22 protein-coding genes and 2 pseudogenes are annotated in these 21,470 nt (G+C 69.6%); 9 read left to right on the top strand and 15 right to left on the bottom strand.

The window, feature by feature from the left end; translation table 11 throughout:
• Positions 1-84: 84 nt before the first annotated feature.
• Together AB0M03_RS21960 and AB0M03_RS21965 are read left to right on the top strand one after the other, a co-directional pair.
• Complete coding sequence (locus AB0M03_RS21960) at positions 85-1,545, top strand: oxidoreductase (protein ID WP_363493354.1); 1,461 nt, start codon at positions 85-87, stop codon at positions 1,543-1,545.
• A 254-nt stretch (positions 1,546-1,799) separates the two neighbouring features.
• Positions 1,800-2,099, top strand: a complete 300-nt coding sequence (locus AB0M03_RS21965) for a hypothetical protein (protein ID WP_363493356.1) — start codon at positions 1,800-1,802, stop codon at positions 2,097-2,099.
• A gap of 50 nt (positions 2,100-2,149) precedes the next feature.
• On the opposite strand, the gene AB0M03_RS21970 is transcribed toward AB0M03_RS21965, so the two are convergent.
• Both AB0M03_RS21970 and AB0M03_RS21975 read right to left on the bottom strand, forming a co-directional pair.
• Complete coding sequence (locus AB0M03_RS21970; protein ID WP_363493500.1) at positions 2,150-2,665, bottom strand: hypothetical protein; 516 nt, start codon at positions 2,663-2,665, stop codon at positions 2,150-2,152.
• A 157-nt stretch (positions 2,666-2,822) separates the two neighbouring features.
• Complete coding sequence (locus AB0M03_RS21975; protein ID WP_363493358.1) at positions 2,823-3,701, bottom strand: hypothetical protein; 879 nt, start codon at positions 3,699-3,701, stop codon at positions 2,823-2,825.
• Between AB0M03_RS21975 and AB0M03_RS21980 the strand changes: the two genes are divergently transcribed.
• From AB0M03_RS21980 to AB0M03_RS21990, 3 genes are all read left to right on the top strand, one after another.
• Positions 3,700-4,818, top strand: a complete 1,119-nt coding sequence (locus AB0M03_RS21980) for a DUF4037 domain-containing protein (RefSeq protein WP_363493360.1) — start codon at positions 3,700-3,702, stop codon at positions 4,816-4,818. The two genes, AB0M03_RS21975 and AB0M03_RS21980, sit on opposite strands and share 2 nt — an antisense overlap.
• 64 nt (positions 4,819-4,882) lie before the next feature.
• Positions 4,883-5,542 (top strand): hypothetical protein, encoded by a 660-nt coding sequence (locus AB0M03_RS21985; RefSeq protein ID WP_363493362.1) that lies wholly within the window; start codon positions 4,883-4,885, stop codon positions 5,540-5,542.
• A 141-nt stretch (positions 5,543-5,683) separates the two neighbouring features.
• Positions 5,684-6,226, top strand: a complete 543-nt coding sequence (locus AB0M03_RS21990; RefSeq protein ID WP_363493364.1) for a GNAT family N-acetyltransferase — start codon at positions 5,684-5,686, stop codon at positions 6,224-6,226.
• Positions 6,227-6,286: 60 nt separating this feature from the next.
• On the opposite strand, the gene AB0M03_RS21995 is transcribed toward AB0M03_RS21990, so the two are convergent.
• From AB0M03_RS21995 to AB0M03_RS22015, 5 genes and pseudogenes are all read right to left on the bottom strand, one after another.
• Entirely contained in the window at positions 6,287-6,628 is a 342-nt protein-coding gene (locus AB0M03_RS21995; protein WP_363493366.1) for a hypothetical protein, read from the bottom strand.
• 77 nt (positions 6,629-6,705) lie between these two features.
• The gene (locus tag AB0M03_RS22000; RefSeq protein WP_363493368.1) at positions 6,706-7,041 is read right to left on the bottom strand and encodes a hypothetical protein; all 336 of its coding nucleotides are present in this window, start codon (positions 7,039-7,041) and stop codon (positions 6,706-6,708) included.
• A 303-nt stretch (positions 7,042-7,344) separates the two neighbouring features.
• Positions 7,345-7,860: pseudogene (locus AB0M03_RS22005) on the bottom strand (SDR family NAD(P)-dependent oxidoreductase); the annotation flags it as partial.
• A gap of 329 nt (positions 7,861-8,189) precedes the next feature.
• Entirely contained in the window at positions 8,190-9,323 is a 1,134-nt protein-coding gene (locus tag AB0M03_RS22010) for a virginiamycin B lyase (RefSeq protein WP_363493370.1), read from the bottom strand.
• Positions 9,324-9,889: 566 nt separating this feature from the next.
• Complete coding sequence (locus AB0M03_RS22015; protein ID WP_363493372.1) at positions 9,890-10,084, bottom strand: hypothetical protein; 195 nt, start codon at positions 10,082-10,084, stop codon at positions 9,890-9,892.
• Between the two features lie 79 nt (positions 10,085-10,163).
• Between AB0M03_RS22015 and AB0M03_RS22020 the strand changes: the two genes are divergently transcribed.
• A complete protein-coding gene (locus AB0M03_RS22020; RefSeq protein ID WP_363493374.1) occupies positions 10,164-10,340 on the top strand; it encodes a hypothetical protein in 177 nt (58 codons plus the stop codon).
• 877 nt (positions 10,341-11,217) lie between these two features.
• Here the strand turns inward: AB0M03_RS22020 and AB0M03_RS22025 are convergent.
• Entirely contained in the window at positions 11,218-11,379 is a 162-nt protein-coding gene (locus tag AB0M03_RS22025; protein ID WP_363493376.1) for a hypothetical protein, read from the bottom strand.
• A 507-nt stretch (positions 11,380-11,886) separates the two neighbouring features.
• Positions 11,887-12,999 (bottom strand): virginiamycin B lyase, encoded by a 1,113-nt coding sequence (locus tag AB0M03_RS22030; RefSeq protein WP_363493378.1) that lies wholly within the window; start codon positions 12,997-12,999, stop codon positions 11,887-11,889.
• 448 nt (positions 13,000-13,447) lie between these two features.
• On the opposite strand from AB0M03_RS22030, the gene AB0M03_RS22035 reads away from it, so the two are divergent.
• Positions 13,448-13,981, top strand: coding sequence for a hypothetical protein (locus AB0M03_RS22035; protein WP_363493380.1), 534 nt, complete (start codon positions 13,448-13,450; stop codon positions 13,979-13,981).
• Positions 13,982-14,123: 142 nt separating this feature from the next.
• The gene (locus tag AB0M03_RS22040) at positions 14,124-15,098 is read left to right on the top strand and encodes a peptidase (RefSeq protein ID WP_363493382.1); all 975 of its coding nucleotides are present in this window, start codon (positions 14,124-14,126) and stop codon (positions 15,096-15,098) included.
• A gap of 136 nt (positions 15,099-15,234) precedes the next feature.
• Here the strand turns inward: AB0M03_RS22040 and AB0M03_RS22045 are convergent, their stop codons facing one another.
• The 3 genes from AB0M03_RS22045 to AB0M03_RS22055 all read right to left on the bottom strand — a co-directional run bounded on the left by AB0M03_RS22045 (position 15,235) and on the right by AB0M03_RS22055 (position 18,236).
• On the bottom strand, positions 15,235-15,792 hold the full coding sequence (locus tag AB0M03_RS22045; protein WP_363493384.1) for a transposase: 558 nt from the start codon (positions 15,790-15,792) through the stop codon (positions 15,235-15,237).
• Between the two features lie 620 nt (positions 15,793-16,412).
• Positions 16,413-16,679, bottom strand: coding sequence for a hypothetical protein (locus tag AB0M03_RS22050; protein ID WP_363493386.1), 267 nt, complete (start codon positions 16,677-16,679; stop codon positions 16,413-16,415).
• A 264-nt stretch (positions 16,680-16,943) separates the two neighbouring features.
• Complete coding sequence (locus tag AB0M03_RS22055; protein ID WP_363493388.1) at positions 16,944-18,236, bottom strand: hypothetical protein; 1,293 nt, start codon at positions 18,234-18,236, stop codon at positions 16,944-16,946.
• 336 nt (positions 18,237-18,572) lie between these two features.
• Between AB0M03_RS22055 and AB0M03_RS22060 the strand changes: the two genes are divergently transcribed.
• A complete protein-coding gene (locus AB0M03_RS22060; protein ID WP_363493390.1) occupies positions 18,573-19,040 on the top strand; it encodes a transposase in 468 nt (155 codons plus the stop codon).
• Between the two features lie 37 nt (positions 19,041-19,077).
• Here the strand turns inward: AB0M03_RS22060 and AB0M03_RS22065 are convergent.
• From AB0M03_RS22065 to AB0M03_RS22075, 3 genes and pseudogenes are all read right to left on the bottom strand, one after another.
• Positions 19,078-19,380, bottom strand: a pseudogene (locus AB0M03_RS22065) (hypothetical protein); the annotation flags it as partial.
• 144 nt (positions 19,381-19,524) lie between these two features.
• Positions 19,525-19,824, bottom strand: a complete 300-nt coding sequence (locus AB0M03_RS22070) for a hypothetical protein (RefSeq protein ID WP_363493392.1) — start codon at positions 19,822-19,824, stop codon at positions 19,525-19,527.
• Between the two features lie 241 nt (positions 19,825-20,065).
• On the bottom strand, positions 20,066-21,040 hold the full coding sequence (locus AB0M03_RS22075) for a right-handed parallel beta-helix repeat-containing protein (protein ID WP_363493394.1): 975 nt from the start codon (positions 21,038-21,040) through the stop codon (positions 20,066-20,068).
• Between the last annotated feature and the right edge of the window lie 430 nt (positions 21,041-21,470).

Below are 21,470 nucleotides of genomic sequence, written 5' to 3' on the forward strand. Positions count from 1 at the left end.
GCCACCGCCCGGGCCCGGGCGGCGGTCATCCGTACGCCGTCCACTACGCTCCTGACCCGGTGTCAATCGGGTGGGGGAGTGGCGGTGCCGGTGTACGAGGAACTCGGTGAGGCGGAGCAGCGGTTGTGCGAGGCGTTCCCGCGGGGTGAGGAGCTCGACCTGAGCGGGGCCGCCGACCGCACCGTCCGGGCCGGGGTGGTGGCGGAGCTGCTGCTGGGCGGCGGGCCGGGTGCCGCGCGTGGCAGGGTCGGCGGGCTGCGGCTCACCGGGGCGGTCGTCACCGGGCAGCTGGACCTCACCGGCGCGACCGTCGAACTGCCCGTCCAGCTGCGGGACTGCACCTTCGAGGAGCGGGTGCTGCTGCGCGGGGCGACCATGCGGTCCACCTCCTTCCTGGGCTGCCGGATGGCAGGAGTGGACGGCTGGCTGCTGCGCGTGGACGGCAACCTGTTCTTCGAGGACTCCGTGATCGACGGCCGGGTGACCCTCACCCGCGCCCACATCACCGGCGAACTCCGCTTCAGTGGCGCCCGGTTGACCGCAACCGAACTGTTCGGCGACCAGCCCGGCACCGAACCGGCCTGGGCGCTGTGGGCCGGCGGGCTGGTGATGGAGGGCGGCTGTTTCGCCCGCAAGGGGTTCCGCAGCCGCGGCGGCCTGCGGCTGGTCGGTGCGAACTTCGGCGGCGGGCTCTTCATGGAGCGCGCACAGCTCGACAACCCGCGCGGGGACGCGATCAGCGGCGACGACCTCACCGCCTCCACCATGATCCTCACCGAGGGGTTCACCGCCCGGGGGACGATCCGGCTGCCCGGTGCCACCGTCCGCAGCCGTCTCTCGCTGGACGGTGCGATGCTGCACGGCGACGGAGCCACCGCCCTCGACGCGACCCGCCTCACCGCCGGGGACCTCCACCTCACCCCGGCCGCCACCCCCGAAGGCACCCTCGACCTGAGCGCGGCCCAGGTCGCCGTCCTGCACGACAACGACCGTTCGCGCAGCGCCGACACCCGCCTCGACGGCCTCTCCTACACCTCCCTGCAGGGCGCCACGGGCCTCGCCGACCGCCTCGCCTGGCTGGAGCGGAGCCCCGGCTACACCCCGCAGCCGTACGAGCAGCTCGCCGCCTGGTACCGGAGGATCGGCCACGACGACGACGCCCGCCGCGTCCTGCTCGCCAAGCAGCGCCGCCGCCGGCGCACCCTCGGCCCGCTCGGCCGGGCCTGGGGCCGCCTCCTCGACGTCACCGTCGGCTACGGCTACCGCCCCTGGCAGGCGGCCCTGTGGCTGCTCGCCCTGATCGCGGGCGGCACCGCCGCCTTCAGCCACGGCACGCCCACCGCGGTCCAGCCGGGCCAGGGCGCCCCGTTCAACCCGCTGATCTACACCATCGACCTGCTGATACCCATCGGCGGCTTCGGCCAGCGCACCGCCTGGTACTGGACCGACCTGCACCAATGGCTCGGTTACACGCTGATCGCCGCCGGCTGGCTGCTCACCACCGCGACCCTCGCCGGCGTCACCCGCTCCCTCAACCGCACCTGACTTATCCGGTCGCTGTCGCTGTCGCGGGCTCTGCCTCTGCCGCGGGCCGGGATCGGATGGTGTACCGGGCGTTCGGGGTGCTCGCCGGCCCCGGCGTGCTCTCGCACGCTCTGCTCGGCGAGGGACTGCGGGCGGGAGGATGGGCGGGCCGTTCCGGCAGGGGGACACCAACGGCCGTCGCGGACGTGCACGCGGCGCCGGTCGGAGGTTGGCTGGTGCGGTCCGACAGGGCACTACCGAGCAAGGGGACGAACATGGCTGTGGTGATGTCGATGCGCTGGGCCGGGGTCACGCCGGAGCAGTACAACGTGGTGCGGGACGCGGTCGACTGGGAGCAGGTCCCGGCGGCCGGCGGCCACGTCCACGTGGCCTGGTTCGACGGGCAGGGCCTCCACGTGACGGACGTCTGGGAGTCCCCGCAGGCCTTCGAGGCGTTCATGGCCGAACGCCTCGCACCCGCGGTCGAGAAGGCCGGGATCACCGGCGCCCCCGAGACCTCCTTCGCCCCGCTCCACCGGCGGTTCGTCGCCCCGGGCGTCAGCGGCGCCGAGTAGCGGGCGCCCGGGTGCGGTGGCCGGGGTCCGTGCACCGGCCGCCGCACGGCTCACGTGGTTGTACCGTGCACGCGGTGCCGCTTCGTGTATGACCAGGTCACCATCGTCATCAGCACCGGAACGGCGAACAGCGGCGCGAAGGCACAGGCCCACACGGCCATGGCCGCGTCGCTCGACATGTACGTCCGGCTGTCGACCGTGAAGGCGACCACGATCTGCCACAGCGCGACCAGCACCAGGACACCCGAGGCGGTCCGGGCCAGCGCACCGAGCGTCCGCGGCCGCAGCGGCTGCCACCGGTCGCTGACGAGCAGCAGTGGAAACAGCGCCGCCAGCTCGGTCAGGACGGACAGCCCGACGACGTAGGCGATGCCCCAGCCGGGGATGTCGAAGACCTCCCGTAACACCTGGTCGCTGTAACCGACGTAGACGCCGGACGCCATGGCGATGCGCCACAGGCCGGAGGGAAGCACGCACAGCGCGACGGCATGGGCGGCCCTGCGGGCCCGGACGGGCGCAGGGACAGGGGCAGGGAGGGCGGCGGCAGGAGTCGTCATGGCGAACATGCTGGCCCTGCGCACCGTGCACCCGCATCCTCCGCCGAGGCGGACCGTTCTCCTCCCTCGGGCCGAGCGGTGCGACCGCGGCACGACCGCAGGAGGACCCGCGCATCGTCCGGTCGTCCGGTTCCGCCTCGAAGCGGGGACGCCGAGCTGCTGCGGCTCACCGCATGACCGGACGGTCGGCGGACGTGCACTCGGCCGCGACGTCGAAGACGGCTGCACAGCCCGGGCATTCGGCCTCACCGAACAGGTGGGCGATGCCGTCGGCGAGCACCTCCTGTCCGTCACGGACGGCGATCCGGTGCATCCACCGGCCGGTTCCGGTGAGCTCCTCGACAGTCGCCGGCCGCAGGTCCCGTCGGATCTCCTCGCCTCCGTCCCACACCTGCGAGTAGCAACCGAAGTCACCGATGGCGATCGTCACTTCCACGCCGCACTGGGGACAGTCCACGCGATTGATGTCGTCCGTGAAGCCCTCCAGGGCGTTCGCCCAGTGGTACTCCTCCCGGACCGCGAGCAGGGCACGGAAGGACACGAGGTAGCCGACCGGCCGCGAGCGCAGGTGCCGGTCCAGCACCGCACCGAACTCCTCGACAGCATCGGCGCAGTCGGCCGGCAGATCGTCGCAGCCGTGCCGTCCGGCCGCGCGCTCCAGGATCTTCCCGGCCAGGCCGCGCGCCTCCGCACTGCGCGGCGCGAGGCGCACCAGGTGCGGCAGGGCGGCGAAACCGGCCGGGGACACCAGGTCGTGCTCGAGGACGAGCCGCCAGGCCGGCTCCTTCCACGCCTCTGCGTCTTCGTGCCACCGCACCCGCTCGAGGAGCTGCGGAACACGATGGACCTCGCGCCCCCAGTCGTACATCTGCGCCCAGTCGATCACCCGGACGTCGAACCCTCCCGAAGCGGCGTGCTCCTGTAGCGCCGTGTCGGGCACTACTTGCAAGTTCCTCCTCGGACCGGCGGTACGCACGGTCAACCGTGACCTGTCACAGAAAAGCCCTCGCCCGACCGGGCGCCGATCGGGCACCATCCCCGGCATGACCATGCCGTCCTTCGTCCCTGGACTGGAACTCTCCCGGCGCTTCTACCTCGAAGCCGTACGGCCTTTGCTGGACGAGGCGGTTCCCGGGGTTGGGCACTCCGCCGCCCGCCTCGGCAGCGGCTCGGAAGTCCTCGGATTCGACACCGCCCGCTCCGCCGACCACGAGTGGGGACCCCGTCTGCAGATCTTCCTGAGCTCACGCGACGCCGCGTGCCACGGCGCGAGGATCACGGCCCTGCTCTCCGAACGACTGCCGAAGACCTTCTGCGACTACCCGACGCACTTCGCTCCCACCGACGAGGCGGGCATCGGGGTCATGCGGGCAACGGACGGACCGGTCCACCACCGAGTTGAAGTCACAGACCCTGGTGCCTGGTTCACCGCACATCTGGGCTTCGACGCGCGCAAGGACATCACCCTGGCGGACTGGCTGGCCACCCCCACTCAGCGCCTCGCCGAGGTCACCGCCGGCGCCGTCTTCCATGACGGCCTCGACCAGCTGGCCCAGGCCCGCGCCAATCTCGACTGGTACCCCCACGACCTCTGGCTCTACCTGCTCGCCTGCCAGTGGCAGCGCATCTCCCAGGAGGAAGCCTTCGTCGGCCGCTGCGGCGAGGTGGGCGACGAACTCGGTTCCGCTGTCGTCGCCTCCCGCCTGGTGCGGGATCTGATGCGGCTCTGCCTGCTCATGGAGCGCCGCTATCCGCCCTACAGCAAATGGCTCGGCAGTGCCTTCGCCTCTACGTCCCAGGCACCCGCGCTCACCCCGGTCCTCACCGCGGCCCTCGCCGCCACCGACTGGCGCACCCGTGAGCACCACTTGGCCCGCGCCTGGACGGCCGTCGCGACCGCGCACAACCAGCTCGGCCTCACCGACCCTGTCGACCCCGCCACGCGGCCCTACCACGCCAGGCCGTTCCAGGTTCTCCACGCCGAACGCTTCACCACGGCGCTGACCGCCCGCATCACCGATCCGGACATCAGTTCCCTGCCCACGATCGGCACCGTCGACCAGTTCGTCGACAGCACCGACGTCCTCAGCCGTCCGGAACTGACACGAGCCGCCACCCGCGCAACGGTCTGCTCCTCTGAGAGCCCCGGTACGAGCCGATAGGGGGAGCCCGGAGGCCCCGGGAAACCTTTTGAGGGCACCACCCCTGACCTGCCACCCTGGTGAGATGCTGCTCAAGCTCACCGGCTCCAGCTGTTCGGGCAAGACCACGCTCGCCTACTCCGCGGGCGAGCGGCTGGAGCGGATCGCCGTGCACGACTTCGACGAGCTCGGCGTACCGGATGGCGCCGATCGCCGCTGGCGCAACCGCATGACCGAGATGTGGGTGCGTCGTGCGCTGGAGTACCAGGACCGGGGAGTCGACCTCCTGCTGACCGGGCAGTCTCCGCTGGGGGAAGTCCTGGCCAGTCCCTCGGCCCCGTTGCTGGACGGAATCGCGGTGTGTCTGGTCGACGTGTCCGACGAGCTCCGGCGCGGCAGGCTCACCGTGCGCGACCCCGGCCGGTGGGACGCTCCGGCGGTCGACGCCTTCCTCGGCTGGGCCGCCTGGCACCGCGAACACGCCGAGGATCCCCGATACCGGCCCGACGTCATCACCGACGACAGCTGGCCCCGTATGGCCTGGCACCGCTGGACCGGGTGGACCGCCGGCGATCGGCGATGGTGCACCCACCTGCTCGACACCACGGACCGGCCCGTCGCGGAATCCGTGGACCAGGTCGAACAATGGGTGACCGAACAGCGCGACGCGCTCCGATCCGGCCGCCTCACCCTGTCGCGGGGCTGGTCGGACCGGCCGACGGCCCGACCCGGCCACGACTCCTGATCCACCGATGATCGCAGGCTTCACCAAGTGCCCAGGGGCAGCGAGCACTGCGGCGAACCTTTCCGGTCAGAACGCGAGGGCGTGTATTGAAAGTGCCCGGCCGGGATGATGGAGAGCCCGTTTGTCATCCAGAATGATCGGATGGTCACGCTTGAGACTCCCCGTTTGATCCTGCGTCGCTGGCGTGAGGAAGACGTTGCGCCCATGGCTGCCGTCAATGCCGACCCCGAGGTCATGCGGTGGATCCGTGACGGCAGCGTCCGTGACGAACAGCAGACTCGCGGCGGGATCCAGGCGTGGGAGAGCGAGTGGGAGTCACGGGGTTTCGGCCTGTTCGCCGTGGAGATCCGGTCCACTGGCGAGCTGGCCGGGTTCACCGGCCTTTCGGTGCCCCACTTCTTGCCGGAGGCACTGCCGGCGGTCGAGGTCGGCTGGCGGCTGGGACGTTCCCACTGGGGGCAGGGCTTGGCCACCGAGGCCGCTGCGGCCGCTGTACGGTTCGGGTTCGAAGAGCGAGGGCTGGAGAGGATCGTCAGCATCGCTCAAGTGGGCAACGACGCCTCCGAACGGATCATGACCAAACTGGGGATGCACCCGGTCCGCGAGACCGTCAATCCCACCTGCGGTCGGCGGGTGCGGGTGTTCGAGTTGTCGTGGGACCAGTACGTCACGACCACTCGTTGACGGCGGCTACGAGGACGGTGGCCTCGTAGCGCACGGACTTTCTCCAGCACCGCCCACTGCTCATCCGTGAGATCTCCCGCCGCATGAACCGAGATCATCCACAGCTGAAGATCCACTTTCGATGCGCGGCCTGTCGTCGGTAGTGGCTGGTGCGGGCACGGGCTTGGTGCCGTCGTCGCCGGTCCGACCAGCGGAGTCTTCCACCGGCTCGCGCCAGGCGGCGACGAGATCGTGGAAGCGCGAGAAACGGGCGCCAGGAACAGTCTCGCCACTGAACGTCTCGCCGTTGAGCCAGCAGATGTCGAAGACGTCGGTCTCGGTGTCGAGTAGGCAGCACACACCACCGGTGGTGGCGGTGAGGTCGGTGAACACCTTCCTGACGCTCGCGGACTGCACGAACATCCGGCTCATGCTCGAGGTAGCGGCTGTGAACTGCAGTGACGCGAAGTTCTGGTGCCATGCGGGGGAGAACCTGACAGTCAGGTAGATGCACCCGACCGACACTCGTCCCCACTCGTCGCCCTGTCGGAATCACGGAGGAAGAACTCGCGCACCGCGTCGTCGACGTCGACGTCGATCGAGGTATCCAGTTCGAGCGTGCCGCCCGCCTCCCCTGTCCCGAACAGGCATCCTTTCATGATCTGGGTAGGTCGCCCAGTTGATTCCGGGGTGGCCGGCTTCGTCCGGCCGCAGTCGGCAACGAGCGTGAACATCGGCTCGTTTCCGAGGAGGTCAGCTCCGAGCGGAAGGGCTGCCGCCCAGTGGTCACCGGGGACCCGGCAGCGGATGAAGACGTCGATCTCACGCGGCTCCACCTGCCGTTCCTAGCTGCGACCTGACTGACGAAGGCATGGGACGGGACGCGGTAGGTGGAACCATGGGGGTGTGGTGACCTTGCGATGCGGATCCCCGGGTCACGATGGTCGGAACCAAATGGTCACGCTGCTTGCAACCTGCGGTGAATTGCCATCCATGTTGGAACCAGTAGCGGTGCGGAGCGTTGCCCCAAGCACCGGAGCGTCGGCCGGGGCGGCCGAAGCAGTCGATGAACCTGTTCGAGACGCGCGGGCGAAGCGGCCTCACCCTGGTGGCTGCGCGGGTGAGGATCGCCGTGCACTTCACCAGGGCACTACGCCGGCGTCCTCGAAGAACTGGCCCGTCGGGCCGTCGTCGGGCAGGGTCGCGAGTTTGACGGCGATGGCCGCGCCCTGTTCGGGGGTGCGCACACCCCGGAAGCCGTTGAGGTCGGTGGCGACGTAGCCGGGGCAGCCGGCGTTGATCAGGATGTTCGTGCCGCTCAGCTCCCGGGCGTACTGGAGGGTGACGGCATTCAGGAACGTCTTCGACGGCGAGTACGCCGCGGCCACTGGGCCTGTGGTCAGCTCACCAGCGGTCCCCGACTGCCGGGTGAGGGAGCCGACACTGCTGGACATGTTCACGATCCGCGGTGAGGCAGAGCGGCGCAGCAGCGGCATCATCGCGTTGGTGACGCGGATGACGCGGATGACGCCGATGACGTCGGTCTCCACGACCGTGCGGATGGTGGCGGGGTCGACGCGGGTGGGCTCCTGGGGCGTGCCGCCTGTGATGGCGGCGTTGTTGACGAGCACGTCGAGGCGCCCGGCCTGTTCCTCGAACCACCGCCCACGTCCTGCACCGGTCCCGCTGGCGCCGCCGACGCCAGCACCAGGCCCGAACTAGCCACTACAAGCGACGAGGCACCAGCCAGAAAGCTGATGCCTCATCACAGTAAGCACCGTTGCAGTACTGAATCAGCGGTATTGCCCCTAGGTGGTCTGGTAGGTCCCGGTCGGTACGGCGCCTTGTCGGCGGGGCCGACCGGCACGGGGACACCGAGCCTAGCGGTGGCATGCGGGTTCAGGTAGGGGGTGGGGCCGGAGTAGGACGTGTCGGGAGCCGACGGTTCACCTCCGCCCCGCCAGGGGCTACCTTTTCCGCCTCGTCAGGGGGTCACCTTTCCGATCTGGCTCGCGGTGTTCTCGGTGAACCAGAGGTTGCCGTCGGATCCGGTGGCGATCTCCGACGGGCTGGCGCCGAAGGTCGGGACCGACAGCTCGGAGATCGTCCCTGACGTCGTGATCCGGCCGATGTCGTTGCCGACGTTCTCGGTGAACCACAGGGCACCGTCCGGCCCGGTGGTGATGCCCCACGGGAACGGGAAGAAGAGTGGATCCGTCAGGTTGTAGGCGGTGAACACACCCGCCGTGGTGACCTGTCCGATCTGCGATGCTCCGGCGTCGGTGAACCACAGGTTGCCGTCCGGCCCCGAGGTGATGCCGATGGGCAGCGAACCCGACGAGGGAACCGCGTACTCGGTGACCGAACCGCCGGTGGTGATCGTCCCGATGCTTCCGGACAGTACCTCGGTGAACCACAGGGCGCCGTCCGGCCCGGTGGTGATGCTCAACGGGAAGGCGGCGAGGGTGGGGAGCGTGTACTCGGTGATCGAACCGCCGGTGGTGATCCGGCCGATCTTGCCGGCACCCGACTCCGCGAACCACAGGGCACCGTCCGGCCCTGTGGTGATGCCCCACGGGTAGGCGCCGAAGGTCGGGAGGGCGTATTCGGTGACCGTGCCGCCGGTGGTGATCCGGCCGATCTTGTCGGCGTTCGACTCGGTGAACCACAAGGCGCCGTCCGGCCCCGCGGTGATCCCGGCCGGCCCGGACCCGCTGGTGGGCACCGAGTACTCGGTGAACGTGCCGGCCGTGGTGACGCGGCCCACCGCGTTCGCGGCGTTCTCGGTGAACCACAGGGCGTCGTCCGGCCCCGCGGTGATGCCGACCGGGGACGAACCGGCGGTGGGCGTCGCCAGTTCGTCGATGGTCGACGTCAGGCGCGTCTGCGACGGGCCCGGTCGGGATGCCGCCTCCTGCCGGGCGCGCTTACCGAGGCAGTTCACCAGCCCCTCCGGTCCCTGGTGCCGGACGCAGGAATTCACCCACGGGCGCAGGGATCCGGGGCGGTGCGGGGAGTCGCCGAAGGCGACGGTGCCGGGCGCTCCGACCGCGGCCGTCAAGGCCAGGACGGTGAACGCGCGACAGAGCCGCCGAAGGCGGCCGGGACGGTGGGACATGAGACACCTTCCGAAGGACACGGCCAGAGCCGGACGCCGGCATGACACGCCTCGCCGGCGCCGGGCTCACTGGTGATGGAGACGACACAGCTGCCCTGATACCGCGACACGCGGCTCAGGCCGATATCGCTTCGCGGTCGCGCTGCCCACGAACAATTCCCACCGGGTCGGCGTCAAAAACAATGCTGGAAGAGGAAGACTCGGACGGCGCCTACGAGACTCGCCGCGGCGCCTCCCACATGACTTCATCTCGCATATTCGACTCACTGTCGACGAGACGTTCGCTTCCCGCGTCCGACTCGGGCGAGGTGGGAGCCGCACCTTGCCAACCAGCAAGAACGTCAGCAAGATGACGTCGGAAACCGCACCACGATGACGCTCGACCGCTCGTTGTTCTCTACAGGTTGATTGAGCCACTCTGACAGCGAGAACGAGAGCCCCTGATCCTTTCGGGGAGTAGACGGGCAAGACGCTGGACCATGATCAGCGGCGAGTTCCAGAGGCATCCGGTCGAGTGGCATTCCCGGAGGACCCGGCCGGCTCCTGCTTGGCGGTCGCGTCGGCCGTCAGGGCTGGTCGCTGGTGTGGCCGAGCACCCAGGACAGCGCACCGCCAACGCCGAAAGCGAAGGTCCGGCCGGTGATCGTCGCGGTCCAGTCGTGAGCACGACGCAGCGCGGCCTGCTCCTCGCCGCCGAGCCGGGCGTCGTTCGGTCGGCCGTGTTCAAGGGTGTCGGCGTGAGTGATGGGGGCGGCGTGCAAGTGGCCGGCCGCCCACTGGACGGCGGCCGGCGCGCCGAGGACGCCCGGAAGCGGAGAGGGATCACCTGTCCGCGAGGTCGTGCGGGAGGTCGTCGTCGAAGTCCCCGCGCCGCCCGTCGCGCCCGGCGACTACCGGGCCTGTGAGGTCTGCCTCGGACGCGGCCTGGTCGGCCGGTACGGCACCACCCCGCACGGCGGACACCGCCTGCACCTGCACGCCGACGACGGCACCGCCGTCCGCGGACTCACCGTCTGACAGCCACACCGCCTACGTCCACCACACCGCCAAGAAACACGGCATCCACTGCACCGACACCACCACCAGGCAGCACTGAACCCGCCTCCGGAACCCGCGGGATACGCCAGCACGTGAGACGGCCTCACTCGGGGCCACCGTCCCCGTCGCGTGGAAGATCCGATGACCAGTCATGTCGCGTTCGACAGCCCGTCCGCCGACCAGGCCCACGTCCACGCTCCCGGCCTCGACCAGGAAGCCGCCCACGTGGCCCGCCTGCTCGTCTCCCCGGAGTTGCTGCACGCATCTGCAGCCCGGCAGCGCGAAGTCCTGCTCCGGCAGGCCCGCGGTCGACGACCGGCGCTGGTGGCAGGACCGCGAGGACGCCTCGCTGGCCGTGTCCCGGGTCAGCGCGGAAAGCCTGCTGTGGTTCGACCGCGCCTTTCCCCCGCGCACGGCCGGGCCTTACGGTCCGCCGCTTCCTCCTGCGGCTGTGGGAGAGCACCGCGCCGGTCGCCAAGCCCGCCGTCCCGAAGGCCCGCGAAGTGACCAGGGCTCTGATGACTCACCCCGCCGCCCTGGCCGAGGCCGACCGCACCATGCTCAAGGAGCTCCGCGGCCGCTGCCCCGACCTGGACGCGGCTGGCCGCCTCGTCACCGACTTCGCCCAGATGCTGGTCAACCGGCGGGGTGCGAGTGAGCTCGGCGCGTGGGCGGACGCGGCCGAGACCAGTGCGCCGGGTCAAGCCCGACCTCCTGCGCAAGCGGATCCTGCTGGCCGGCTGAGCACCACCGGTGTCGTGCGATGCCGGCCCGGAAGCAGCAGCCTGGCCAGTAGGGTTGGGCCATATCCCGAAAGCGCCGCCCAGCCCCCGCTCCCGCCGAGCCGAGCCCCGCCTCACAAGACACCCGCGACCCGGACACCCTGCGCGCCGACATCGAAAAACTCGCCGCCGAGAACGCCGCCCGACGCGCGGCCCTCTCCCGACCCCCACACCACCTGCACCCTGTTCTGGCCCGAGAAGGAGTTCACCCTCCTCCTCCAGCGGTGGCCCGCCATGGCCGACACCTACGGAACCGACCACCCCGAGCACATCCGCCGAGTCGAACAGGACCTCCACCGGCTCTCCCGAGAAGGCGCAGCCAGCCTGGGCATCGTCCGCGGCACCATGACCGGCCTCGAAGACCACGCCCCCCGCTGCCAGGCCGCCTCCCCGAGCACACCAACACCCACCAGGACTACGCCGCAGACCTCGACGACCTCGGCCAGGCCACCGCCTGGCCACCACCCCGCAACGGCCCCTGCTGGTGCGACTCCGGCCGCAAATACAAAAAGTACTGCGGCAACCCCGCACTCACCTGATCCTGACCCTGCCAAGATCCGCACTTCACGGAACTCGCGCCAGAACCAGATCGAACCGGCCGTTGACACCTCAGTAACCACCAGGGCTCCCAGGCAAAGAGTTGAGGCGTCAGATACCTCACTCAACTGCCTGGGAGCCCTGTCCGTTCTTCCCGGTCTACGACCGCCCGGCTGTCGCCCGGTCGGTAGTCGCTCTGAAAGGGATCAGGGGGTCACGCGTCCGATTTGGCTGACGGCGTTCTCGGTGTACCAGAGGTTGTCGTCGGATCCGGTGGTGATTTCCAGGGGGCTGGCGTCGGAGGTGGGGATGGACACTTCGGAGATCGTTCCGGTGGTGGTGATCTGGCCGATGTCGTTGCCGTAGGTTTCGGTGAACCACAGGGCGCCGTCGGGGCCGGCGGTGATGCCCCAGGGGAAGGGGAAGACGGGGTCGGTGAGGTCGTAGCCGGTGAACGTGCCGCCGGTGGTGACCTGTCCGATCTGGGCGGCTCCGGCGTCGGTGAACCACAGGGCGTCGTCGGGTCCTGCGGTGATGCCGATGGGCAGGGAGTCCTGCGCGGGGATGGTGTGTTCGGTGACCGTGCCGCCGGTGGTGATCTGTCCGATGCTGCCGGAGAGGACCTCGGTGAACCACAGGTCGCCGTCGGATCCGGCGGTGATGCTCAGCGGGTAGGCGCCGGAGGTGGGGAGGGCGTACTCGGTGATGGTGCCGCCGGTGGTGATCCGGCCGATGTTGTCGGCGCCGGGCTCGGTGAACCACAGGGCGCCGTCGGGGCCGACGGTGATGCCCCACGGGTAGGCGCCGGAGGTGGGGAGGGTGTACTCGGTGATGGTGCCGCCGGTGGTGATCCGGCCGATCTTGTCGGCGCTCGCTTCGGTGAACCACAGGGCGCCGTCGGGACCCGCGGTGATGCCGGCCGGCCCCGAGCCGGTGGTGGGTACGGAGTATTCGGTGAACGTGCCGGAGGTGGTGACGCGACCCACCGCGTTCGCGGAGTTCTCGGTGAACCACAGGGCGTCGTCCGGCCCGGCGGTGATGCCGATCGGGGCGGAGTCGGCGGTGGTGGTCTCGAATTCGTCGATGGTGGGGGTCCGCAGGGCCTGCGGTGCCCCCGGCCGGCCGTGTTTCCGGAGACAGTTCACGAGCCCCTCGGGCCCCCGGTGCCGGACGCAGGACTTGACCCACGGGCGCAGGGATCCGGGGCGGTGCGGGGAGTCGGCGAGGGCGACGGTGCCGGGGGCGCCGACCGCGGCCGTCAAGGCCAGGACGGCGAGCGTACGACAGAGCCGCCGAAGGCGGCCGGGGTGGTGGGACATGGGGGACCTTTCCAAGGACACGGCGGGAGCCGGAGCGTCGGCATGACCCGCCTCGCCGGCGTCGGACTCGAAGGTGGGATGGCGCAGCTGCCAGAGGACGGCGACACGCGGTTCGCGGCGGTATCGCTTTCGCGATCGTGCCGCACACGTACAATCCCCACTGAGTCATCGTCAGAAACAGCGATGGGAAAGATATATCGGACTCTTTCCCGTGGCGTCCGGTGCGGCATCTTCTTGTGTGACTGTATTTTGAAAGTCCCACTCGCCCGTCGACGGTGCGTTCGCCTCTCGCGTTCGGGCCCGGTCGGAGTCGTCACCCTGTTGCTCGCGTTCGGCCAGGTGGAGGACCGGCGTTTGATCATGGTGCGTGTGCGGATAATCATACGAGTCGCCATTGGAGCGGAACCTGACTTCTGCCGTTCCGGTCCTGAATGAGGAAGGAGAGTCCATGCGTATCCGATATTCCGTGGCTGCCGGGGTGGCGATGGCCGTCGCCGCCGCCGGGGTGGCCAGCGCCGCCGACACCCCGGTCACGTTCTCGGTCTCGGGTGGTTCGTTGTCGATTTCCGTTCCTGCCGTCCCGGTGGGTCTGGGCAGCGCGGCGCCCGGAGGCTCCGTCGGCGGACAGCTGGGCAGTGTCACGGTCACCGACGCGCGGGCTCTGCTCGCGGCCAGCTGGACCGCGTCCGTGGTCTCCGGCAGCTTCACGACGGGTGGTGGCACGGCCGCGGAGACGGTCCCGGCCAGCGCGGTCTCCTACTGGTCGGGAACCGCGAGCGCCACCACCGGTACGGGTACCTTCACGCCCGGTCAGGCGACGTCGGGTCAGGCCCAGACGCTCGACACCACCCGCACCGCCTACAGCCTCTCCGGAGGCACCGGCAACAACTCCGCGACGTGGAATCCCACGCTTGCGATCACGATTCCCGCCGGCGCAGTGAACGGCATTTACACCGGGACGGTGACACATTCGGTCGCATAGCTCGGCGCGTCTGTTGTGCGCGGTCGCGGCGGCGCTCGCGTTGGCCTGTGGCGCGAACACCGCCGCGGCCGTCGGCCTTGGCCGGACGCCGCCTTCCACCGCCCAGGCGCCGCCGCCTTCCACCGCCGAGAGCAGCATCGGCGTGAAGCTGCTCGACGCGCCGCGGGATCGTGAGGACGACCCGCGCGCTCGCATGTACATCGTGGACCACCTCGCGCCCGGCAGCGTCATCCACCGTCGGCTGCAGGTGACGAACGATTCCGACGTCGACCGGCGCGTCGACCTCTACGCCGGCTCCGCCGCGGTCGACGGCGGCATCTTCACCGTCGGAGCCGACCGAACCCCGAACGAGCTCACGACCTGGGTCTCGGTGGACGACTGCACCTCGGACGAGGACGTGTCCGGTGAAGCGACGGACTGCGGCCCGTCGAAGGCGGAAGGGGCCGTCCAGCCGTCCGCCGCCGTCGTGCGCGACGTTCCGGCGCACGGCACGGCCGTGGTCCGGGTCAGCGTCCGGGTGCCGCCGAAGGCGTCCGTCGGCGAGCGGTACGCGGTCGTCTGGGCGCAGGTCGCGGGCAACACGGGCCCGACGGCGAACGTCCGCCTGGTCAACCGCGTGGGAGTGAGGATCTACCTCGACGTCGGTCCCGGTGGGGAGCCGCCGTCCGACTTCCAGATCGAGGAGCTCACTCCCGCGCGCGCGCCCGACGGGACCCCGAAGGTGGTGGCCAAGGTCCGCAACACCGGCAAGCGCGCCCTCGACCTGACCGGGTCCCTGACGATGACCGACGGGCCGGGATCGCTCAGAGCCGGTCCCTTCACGGCGAACCTCGGCACCACGCTCGGCGTCGGCGAGAGGGAGCCCGTCACCGTCCCCCTGGACAGGCAGCTTCCCAACGGCCCCTGGAAGGTCCGCCTCACACTGGTCAGCGGCCTGGTCCAACGCACCGTCACGGCCACCCTCACCTTCCCCAGCGGCTCCCAGACCGGTGCGTCGGTCAGACCCGACGTGGTGGACGCCGCTTCGGTGATGCCGGGCATCACCGTGGGTGCGGCGGTCGTCGTGCTCCTGGTCGCCTGCGGCTACGGGATGGTGCGCCGCAGGCGGGCGGGCTGAAGGCCTGCCCGCGCCTGCCCGCGCGTTCGTCGACCGGGGGAGTGCGGCGATGCTGAACGGAAAATCGAACCTCTGCTGGGCAGGCGGCAGCGTCCGTTTCGCGGAGCGGGACGGACGAACGCGTGAGCGGGTTCGGTCAGGCAGTGGGCGCGAGGGTGACCTGGTGGCCGAGAGCCTGGGGCCGGCGTACGGGGTCGCAGGACTTGCGGGCGCTGTTCAGGCGGCGCTGGTGCCGGTCCGCGCCGAGGTCCTGGTAGCGGGCGGCGGGGTCGTTGATCGGGTGCCAGGCTATGACGGGGATCGAGCGGGCGACAGCGACCAGTGCCTCGGCGTGGTCCCCGGCGTTTGACGATCCGGCGGTGGCGTGCGCCGAGGAAGGTGTCGGTGCGGGGTCGCGGCGTTGGCTGCTTCGCCCAGGGCGCCCTTGCGCCGGGGATTGCCCCGGCCGGCTGGGCCGGTGGTGTTCTTCGTGTCGGACTTGAATGGTCCGGGGGCAGAGCTTGGCCCGGGAGACCGGGTGCTCCGGGCTGGGGAAGCGGTTCATGTCCAGGCCGATCTCGGCGAGGATGATCTGCGCGGCGGCCGCTCCGGCTCCGGGGACGGCGTCGAGGCGCTCGACCAGCTCGGGCCCGGGGCGTCCGGCGGCGGTGGTTGACGCGCCGTCGTGCTCGGCAGCGGCGGCCGGGTCGGCCAACCCGCCGAGAAGCGCGGTGATGTGCCGGTCGAGTTCGGAGATCTGCCGGTGATGTGGTCGACGGTGTCCAGCAGGATCCGCAGGGGACGGCTGTGATGGTCCTCGAACTGACCGGTCAGTGCCTCGACGAGTGGTTGGCGCTCGGTGACCGGGCTGCCTCTGGCCGGCTCCGCGAGCGCGCGCGGGTTGCGTTCGCCGGCGGCCGGGGCGTCGCGCACGGCCCGGCCGGAGACGTCGAAGAGGTCGGAGACCACGCTGGAGAGCTTGATCCGGCGTCTTCGAGGGCCTTCTCGACGCGGTGCTTGTGGCGGGTGCGGTCCTGCGTGAACGCGATACGGGTGCGTGTGAGGTCCCGCAGCCGGCGCACCGGCTTCGGCGGCACGAACGAGGCGCGGACCATGCCGCGCTCGGCGAGCTCGGCCAGCCGCATGCAGGTGGTGCCGACCCCGGGCAGTGCGACCGGTCGGGAACGGCATGCGCGACGAGTGGCTGAGCTCGGCGTCCGCGGTGGCGATCTCATCGGTGGGGTACTGACAACGGCGAGCGAGCGCCGCAGTGCGGTGCGGACCGCGCAGGCGGGGGCGGGCGGTGTCCGGGTCGGGGCCGGGCCTGGGTCCTGATCAGCTCACTCGCGGGCAGACCACACAGTTCTCGCGGACCTCTCCGGGGGCGGTGACGACGAGTGTGCGGATCTGGTTGATCGTCCGGGGGCGGGCCTTGACGGCCGAGCGGCGGACCACGCACAGGGCCCGGACGGCTTCCACGACGCCGTCGCGAATCTTCGGGATGCCATCGTGCGAGCGCAGCCACTTCGGCAGGCGACGGTAACCGTCAGGGGTGGTGGGGAACGACGCGGTGGCCAAGTGCCGGCCGATGGAGGCGATCACGGCGGCCGGTGGAAGTCGGCGTGGGGGTCCAGGTCCCGGACCACCACCATCTCGTCTGCCGTGCCGGTGCCACTGTCCTTCCGTGCGACGTGCGAGGGATGGCGCGCGTGCCGGTCGGGCTGCAGGACAAGACTGTGACGGGACCTCTGACCGGGCGCCTGTGCAGCGGCACGGCCCGGACCGCCGACGATTCGTGCAAGGGCAGCCGGAGCGTCGGCCGGGCGAAGAGTCAGACTCCGGGCGGCGCCGTCTACATCCTCGGAGTCAGGCGACGGAGTGGGTGACGGTACCGGTGTAGGTGCCGACCACCGCGGCGGCGGGGAGCGTGACCACCACCGTGGGGTTCCAGGCCGCGGAACTGTTTCCGTTGCCGGTGGAGCTGAAGGCGGTCCTCGCACTGCTGAGCGCCTGTGCGGCCGGGGCGTCGGCCTGGCCGGGCGACACTGTCACGGTGCCGGTGGAGTTGGTCGCGGCTCCGGACCAGTAGGAGACATTCGAGGCGGTGACCGTCTCGGCGGTCGTGGCACCGCCGGTGGTGAAGTTCGTGGCGGTCACCGTCGCCGTCCACGTGCTGGTGGCCAGTCCTCGCTGGTCCGTGACGGTCACCGTGCCGAGGGCCGCACTGACGGTGCCGGAGGGTGCGGCGCTACCCAGGGCTTTGGTGGTGGGCACGGTGATCGACAGTGTGCCGGTGGTGGGGATGATGCTGAGCTGGGTGGCGTTGCTGCCACTGGTCTCGACGGTGCCAACGACCGCCCGGGTGAAGCTGGCCTTGCCTCCGGAGGCGGCCGTCAGCTTCCCCGCGGCGGTGTAGACCGTGCCGCCGCCGGTGAGCCACGAGCCGTTTCCCGAGACCGTGACCGCCGCGGTGTTGTTGCGGTCGGCGATGACGGAGAAGCCGGTGAAGGCCCCGGTGGTCGGTGCGCTGAGGGTGGTCTTGCCTCCGGTCTGGTCGGTGAGGAACGCGCCGCTGGTGGACGCCGCGCACGCGGTGGGGTAGGTCGGGCAGGCGAGGTAGATCGTCACGCCGGTGCCGGTCAGCTTCCCGCCGGAGACGGTCATGCCACCGGTGACGACGTAGGTGCCGGGGTTGAGCGCGAGGGTGCCGGCCAGGTTCGTGATGTTGGTGTAGACGCCGGGGTTGATCGTCTGGGTGCCGGAGACGATGTGGTTGACGCTGGGGTACGGGGTGGCCGGGGTGGTGGGGCAGGCCGCGGCGGCCGGGCACTGGGCCAGGGCGGCGTACGGGTCGGTGCCGGCGCTCTGGTTGGTCGGCGCCGGGTTGTACGAGCCGCCGCCCGAGGTGGCGAAGCCGGCCGGCGCGGCCGGGCCGCCGATGGTGCCCCCGATCGCGGTGACCGTGGTGGTGCCGCTGACCAGTGCGGCCTGACTGTTCGTCGAGTTGACCAGGATGCTGCCGGTGACCTGCAGGCTGCCGGGGTGGACGTACAGGGCGTTCGCGGCGCTCGCACTCAGGACGCACAGACTCGCCGTGCACTCGCCCACGGCCCGGGCCACCTGCAACGGACCCGCCACCACCGAGATCAGCGTCCACACGACGGCAAGAACCGCAGCATGAACCGCAGACGACAGGCGACACAGTCCGCGGCGGCTACGCCCTGTCGTGACCGTCCGGGCCGGGTGGTGCATCATCGAGGCGGCGGCCGGTCTCCTGCTGCCGTTTCCACGTCGATCCGTGCCTGCCCGGGCGATGCCTGACCATCCGGTGGTGAGTCTCGCCGTCACCTTCATCAGCCTCAACACGGACTAAAACGTACCAAATGCCCCACGGCGAATGCATGTTCCCGCGTGGTCTCTGTTCAGGTGATTCTTGACGGTGATGTGATGGCCGGTCAGGTGGGGCGGGGTGGGGGAGCATCCAACGGAGCGCTGGTGACGGCCTTGAACGGCCGGTTCGACGAACACCACGCCTACGTGCTGGGCTCCCTGCTTGCGGCAATCGACCACGTCCAGAGCCGGATCGAGGACCTGACACGGCACATCGAGACGTCCTTGACAGAGCTGTCAGGGCCGCAAGCGGACGGTGACTCCGAGAGGCCGGCTCCGGTCGGTGGCGCACTTACTCCAGTGGAGCGGCTGGACGAGATCCCGGGCATCGGCGCCATCACCGCACAGATCATCCTTGCGGAGATCGGCCTCGACATGAGCGTCTTCCCCATTCCGGGCCACCTGGTCTCGTGGGCGAAGTTCTCACTGCGCACCCTCCAGTCGGCAGGAAAGAACCTCCCGGGCGGCACTGAACCGCCCCGGTGTGTCCGGGGACTCGGTTTGTTGGATGAGCGGCCCGGACGGGGTCGCGGTGGTGATCGTGGTGGGACTGTTCGGCCTCGGCGGGGGTGAGGTCGTCGCAGGCGGTGTGCAGACGGTGGTTGTTGTACCAGTCGACCCAGGTCAGGGTGGCGATCTCGACGTCGGTCAGGGACTGCCACGGCCCGTTCGGCTTGATGACCACGGTCTTGTAACAGGCCGATGGTGCTCTCGGCGAGGGCGTTGTCCAGCGCGTCGCCGACCGTGCCGACGGACGGTGCGATCCCGGCCCCCTGTTGATGGTCGGTGTACCGAATGGCAAGGTACTGACCGGACTCAACCGGTGGACCAGGCCGGTGAGGTCGGTGGCGCCGGCGCGGAACCGGGCGGCCACCGCCATCCCCAGGGCGTCCAGGACCAGACCGGTGCGCATGTGGCCGGCCGCCGACCAGCCGATGATCCGGCGCGCGTGGACGTCGATGACGAACGCCACGTAGGCGGTGTCGGACAGGGTGTGTCACGTACGTGAAGTCGGTGACCCACAGCCGGTTCGGCGCCGGCCGGTCGAACCTGCGGTTCACCAGGTCGGCAGGGCGGCGGCCGGATCCGGCACCGTCGTGCGGTGCTTCCTGCCGCGGACCGCGCCGGACAGGCCCGGCTCGCGCGTCAGGCGCTCCACGGTGCACCAGGCCACTGCGATGCCCTCCCGGTTGAGCCGGAGCCGGAGCCGGAGCTCCAGCGCCTCCACCCGCCGCGTCAGCACGGCGATCAACTCGGCCTGCCCGGCATTCTCCGACCGCAGCACCACACAGGAGGAGCAACCCTCGGTGTCCACCCCGTCACCATACGCACCGTCAGTCAGGAACTGGCGATCCATCAATCGATCAAGGACTCGAATCACCTGAACAGGCACCCCTGGCACACCCCACTCCCAGCCACCCAAACCACTCCAACACCCGTTCTATGCCAACGACTTGATGAAAGCAGCAGCAGTATCGAGCCGTCCAAGATCCCGGGGGACTTCGGCTCGCGCGAGGCATCGACTGGCATACGGAGCCGTTGCGGGGCGCGGTGGCACAGCGCGGCGGTGAGACGGGCCGCCCTTTCAGGGCGACGGTTCATTGCAGTGGAATTGATGTGTTGTTCTGGATGGAGATTCTAGTGAACGGGTAGGTCGAAACCGCGTCGTAGATGACGAATTGCGTGTACTGCCGAGCCGGCATGGTGCGGCCGAGTGATTTCAGCACCTGTTCCCAGTGGGCGAGATCGATCTGTATTCGATTTTGCGTGATCGTTACGTCGTGGAGGCCCGGCGCCACGGTTGACCAGAGATCGACCACGTTCGCGGCCCGGTAGACGGTGTTGTTCGAGAAGGTGGTGTTGGAGGCAACAATGTTGGTTCCGCGGTAGTAGTCATTTATCGTGTTGTTCTGGATGTTCACCTTGTCGCCGTGCACTTCGATGGCGGCCGCAAGGGAGGCGTTACCGTTGAACTTGTTGCCATAGATCACGGTATTGGTGCCCGAAGTGTAGACGGAAGAATGGTCGTGCCACGGGACGTTTACGGTCGAGAAAGTACTGTAGGACAGGACGACGTCGCGCGTCGCACTTCCGGTGACGACCGTGTTCGTATTGTTTGTGTTGATGAACATGTTTTGCGTTATGGTGATCCCCGTGCCGGCGAGAAAGGCGAGGACGAACCGTGGCGAAGCCGGCGTCGGGCTCGTTGTAATCGGGTTTCCTGACGCGTTCTGGTCGAAGACGATGCCCGTGATCTTGAGGCCGGAAAGGTCCGTGGTTGGCGGAGCCGTCATGATGGCGCGATAGTCGCCGTAGTTGTCCTTGACCTTGAGGGTCGTCCCGTGTCCGTTGATTACTTCGCCTCGCGGGATGGTAAGGCCGGGCCTGATGATGAACGGCGCGGAGGAGGGGCGGTACGGCAGATCCACTACGCCGTTCTTCGGATTGTTGAGAAGCTGCTGGATGTAGTCCGTGTCATCAACGGCGCCAGCATCTGCCGAAGGGGAGACCTGCTGTGTCGCGGCCGCCGTACCCGCCATCAGCGGAATGGCCGGGAGTGAGAACATGGCCATCGCCACAGTCGTGGCCACGCCCGGCCGGAGAAATCTCCGCCGACTGCGGGGTCCTGCCGCCGGTTCCTGGATCCGGCGGACCGGCGTCCGCTTCGCCGGACTTCCTTGAAGAGGGCGAATTCGGCCTGGCAGCGCCCGCGGGAGTATTCGCCGGCGCTTCTTTGTCGAGGAGTGCGAGTTGGTCACGGGAGAATCCTTAGCTGGATGGAAAGGGTCGGGAAACCTGCCGGGCGCCACATGGTGTGATTTGTTGCGCACGTGCCGAGATTTCTCGGGAATTCCGGAAATGAATTGATCATCGGCCTGGTGTGGTTCGTCAGCCCTGCCGGCGGGCGGTTCGCACTGCGACGTCGACTCGTCGGCAACTGCGATCGGTAATCGACCAGGAATTTCGCTCGACATTTCCCGAGGGTCGTTCAGGTAATCCGTC

Source organism: Kitasatospora sp. NPDC051914 (assembly GCF_040680995.1).
Taxonomy (GTDB): domain Bacteria; phylum Actinomycetota; class Actinomycetes; order Streptomycetales; family Streptomycetaceae; genus Kitasatospora.

What these genes read in the sequence shown, in the direction of transcription:
- AB0M03_RS21965 (WP_363493356.1), top strand. Translation starts at nt 1,800, where the DNA reads ATGGCTGTGGTGATGTCGATGCGCTGGGCCGGGGTCACGCCGGAGCAG.
- AB0M03_RS21970 (WP_363493500.1), bottom strand. Translation starts at nt 2,665, where the DNA reads ATGTTCGCCATGACGACTCCTGCCGCCGCCCTCCCTGCCCCTGTCCCT.
- AB0M03_RS21980 (WP_363493360.1), top strand. Translation starts at nt 3,700, where the DNA reads ATGACCATGCCGTCCTTCGTCCCTGGACTGGAACTCTCCCGGCGCTTC.
- AB0M03_RS21975 (WP_363493358.1), bottom strand. Translation starts at nt 3,701, where the DNA reads ATGCCGGGGATGGTGCCCGATCGGCGCCCGGTCGGGCGAGGGCTTTTC.
- AB0M03_RS21985 (WP_363493362.1), top strand. Translation starts at nt 4,883, where the DNA reads ATGCTGCTCAAGCTCACCGGCTCCAGCTGTTCGGGCAAGACCACGCTC.
- AB0M03_RS21990 (WP_363493364.1), top strand. Translation starts at nt 5,684, where the DNA reads ATGGTCACGCTTGAGACTCCCCGTTTGATCCTGCGTCGCTGGCGTGAG.
- AB0M03_RS21995 (WP_363493366.1), bottom strand. Translation starts at nt 6,628, where the DNA reads ATGTTCGTGCAGTCCGCGAGCGTCAGGAAGGTGTTCACCGACCTCACC.
- AB0M03_RS22010 (WP_363493370.1), bottom strand. Translation starts at nt 9,323, where the DNA reads ATGTCCCACCGTCCCGGCCGCCTTCGGCGGCTCTGTCGCGCGTTCACC.
- AB0M03_RS22025 (WP_363493376.1), bottom strand. Translation starts at nt 11,379, where the DNA reads ATGGCGGGCCACCGCTGGAGGAGGAGGGTGAACTCCTTCTCGGGCCAG.
- AB0M03_RS22030 (WP_363493378.1), bottom strand. Translation starts at nt 12,999, where the DNA reads ATGTCCCACCACCCCGGCCGCCTTCGGCGGCTCTGTCGTACGCTCGCC.
- AB0M03_RS22035 (WP_363493380.1), top strand. Translation starts at nt 13,448, where the DNA reads ATGCGTATCCGATATTCCGTGGCTGCCGGGGTGGCGATGGCCGTCGCC.
- AB0M03_RS22070 (WP_363493392.1), bottom strand. Translation starts at nt 19,824, where the DNA reads ATGGATCGCCAGTTCCTGACTGACGGTGCGTATGGTGACGGGGTGGAC.
- AB0M03_RS22075 (WP_363493394.1), bottom strand. Translation starts at nt 21,040, where the DNA reads ATGGCCATGTTCTCACTCCCGGCCATTCCGCTGATGGCGGGTACGGCG.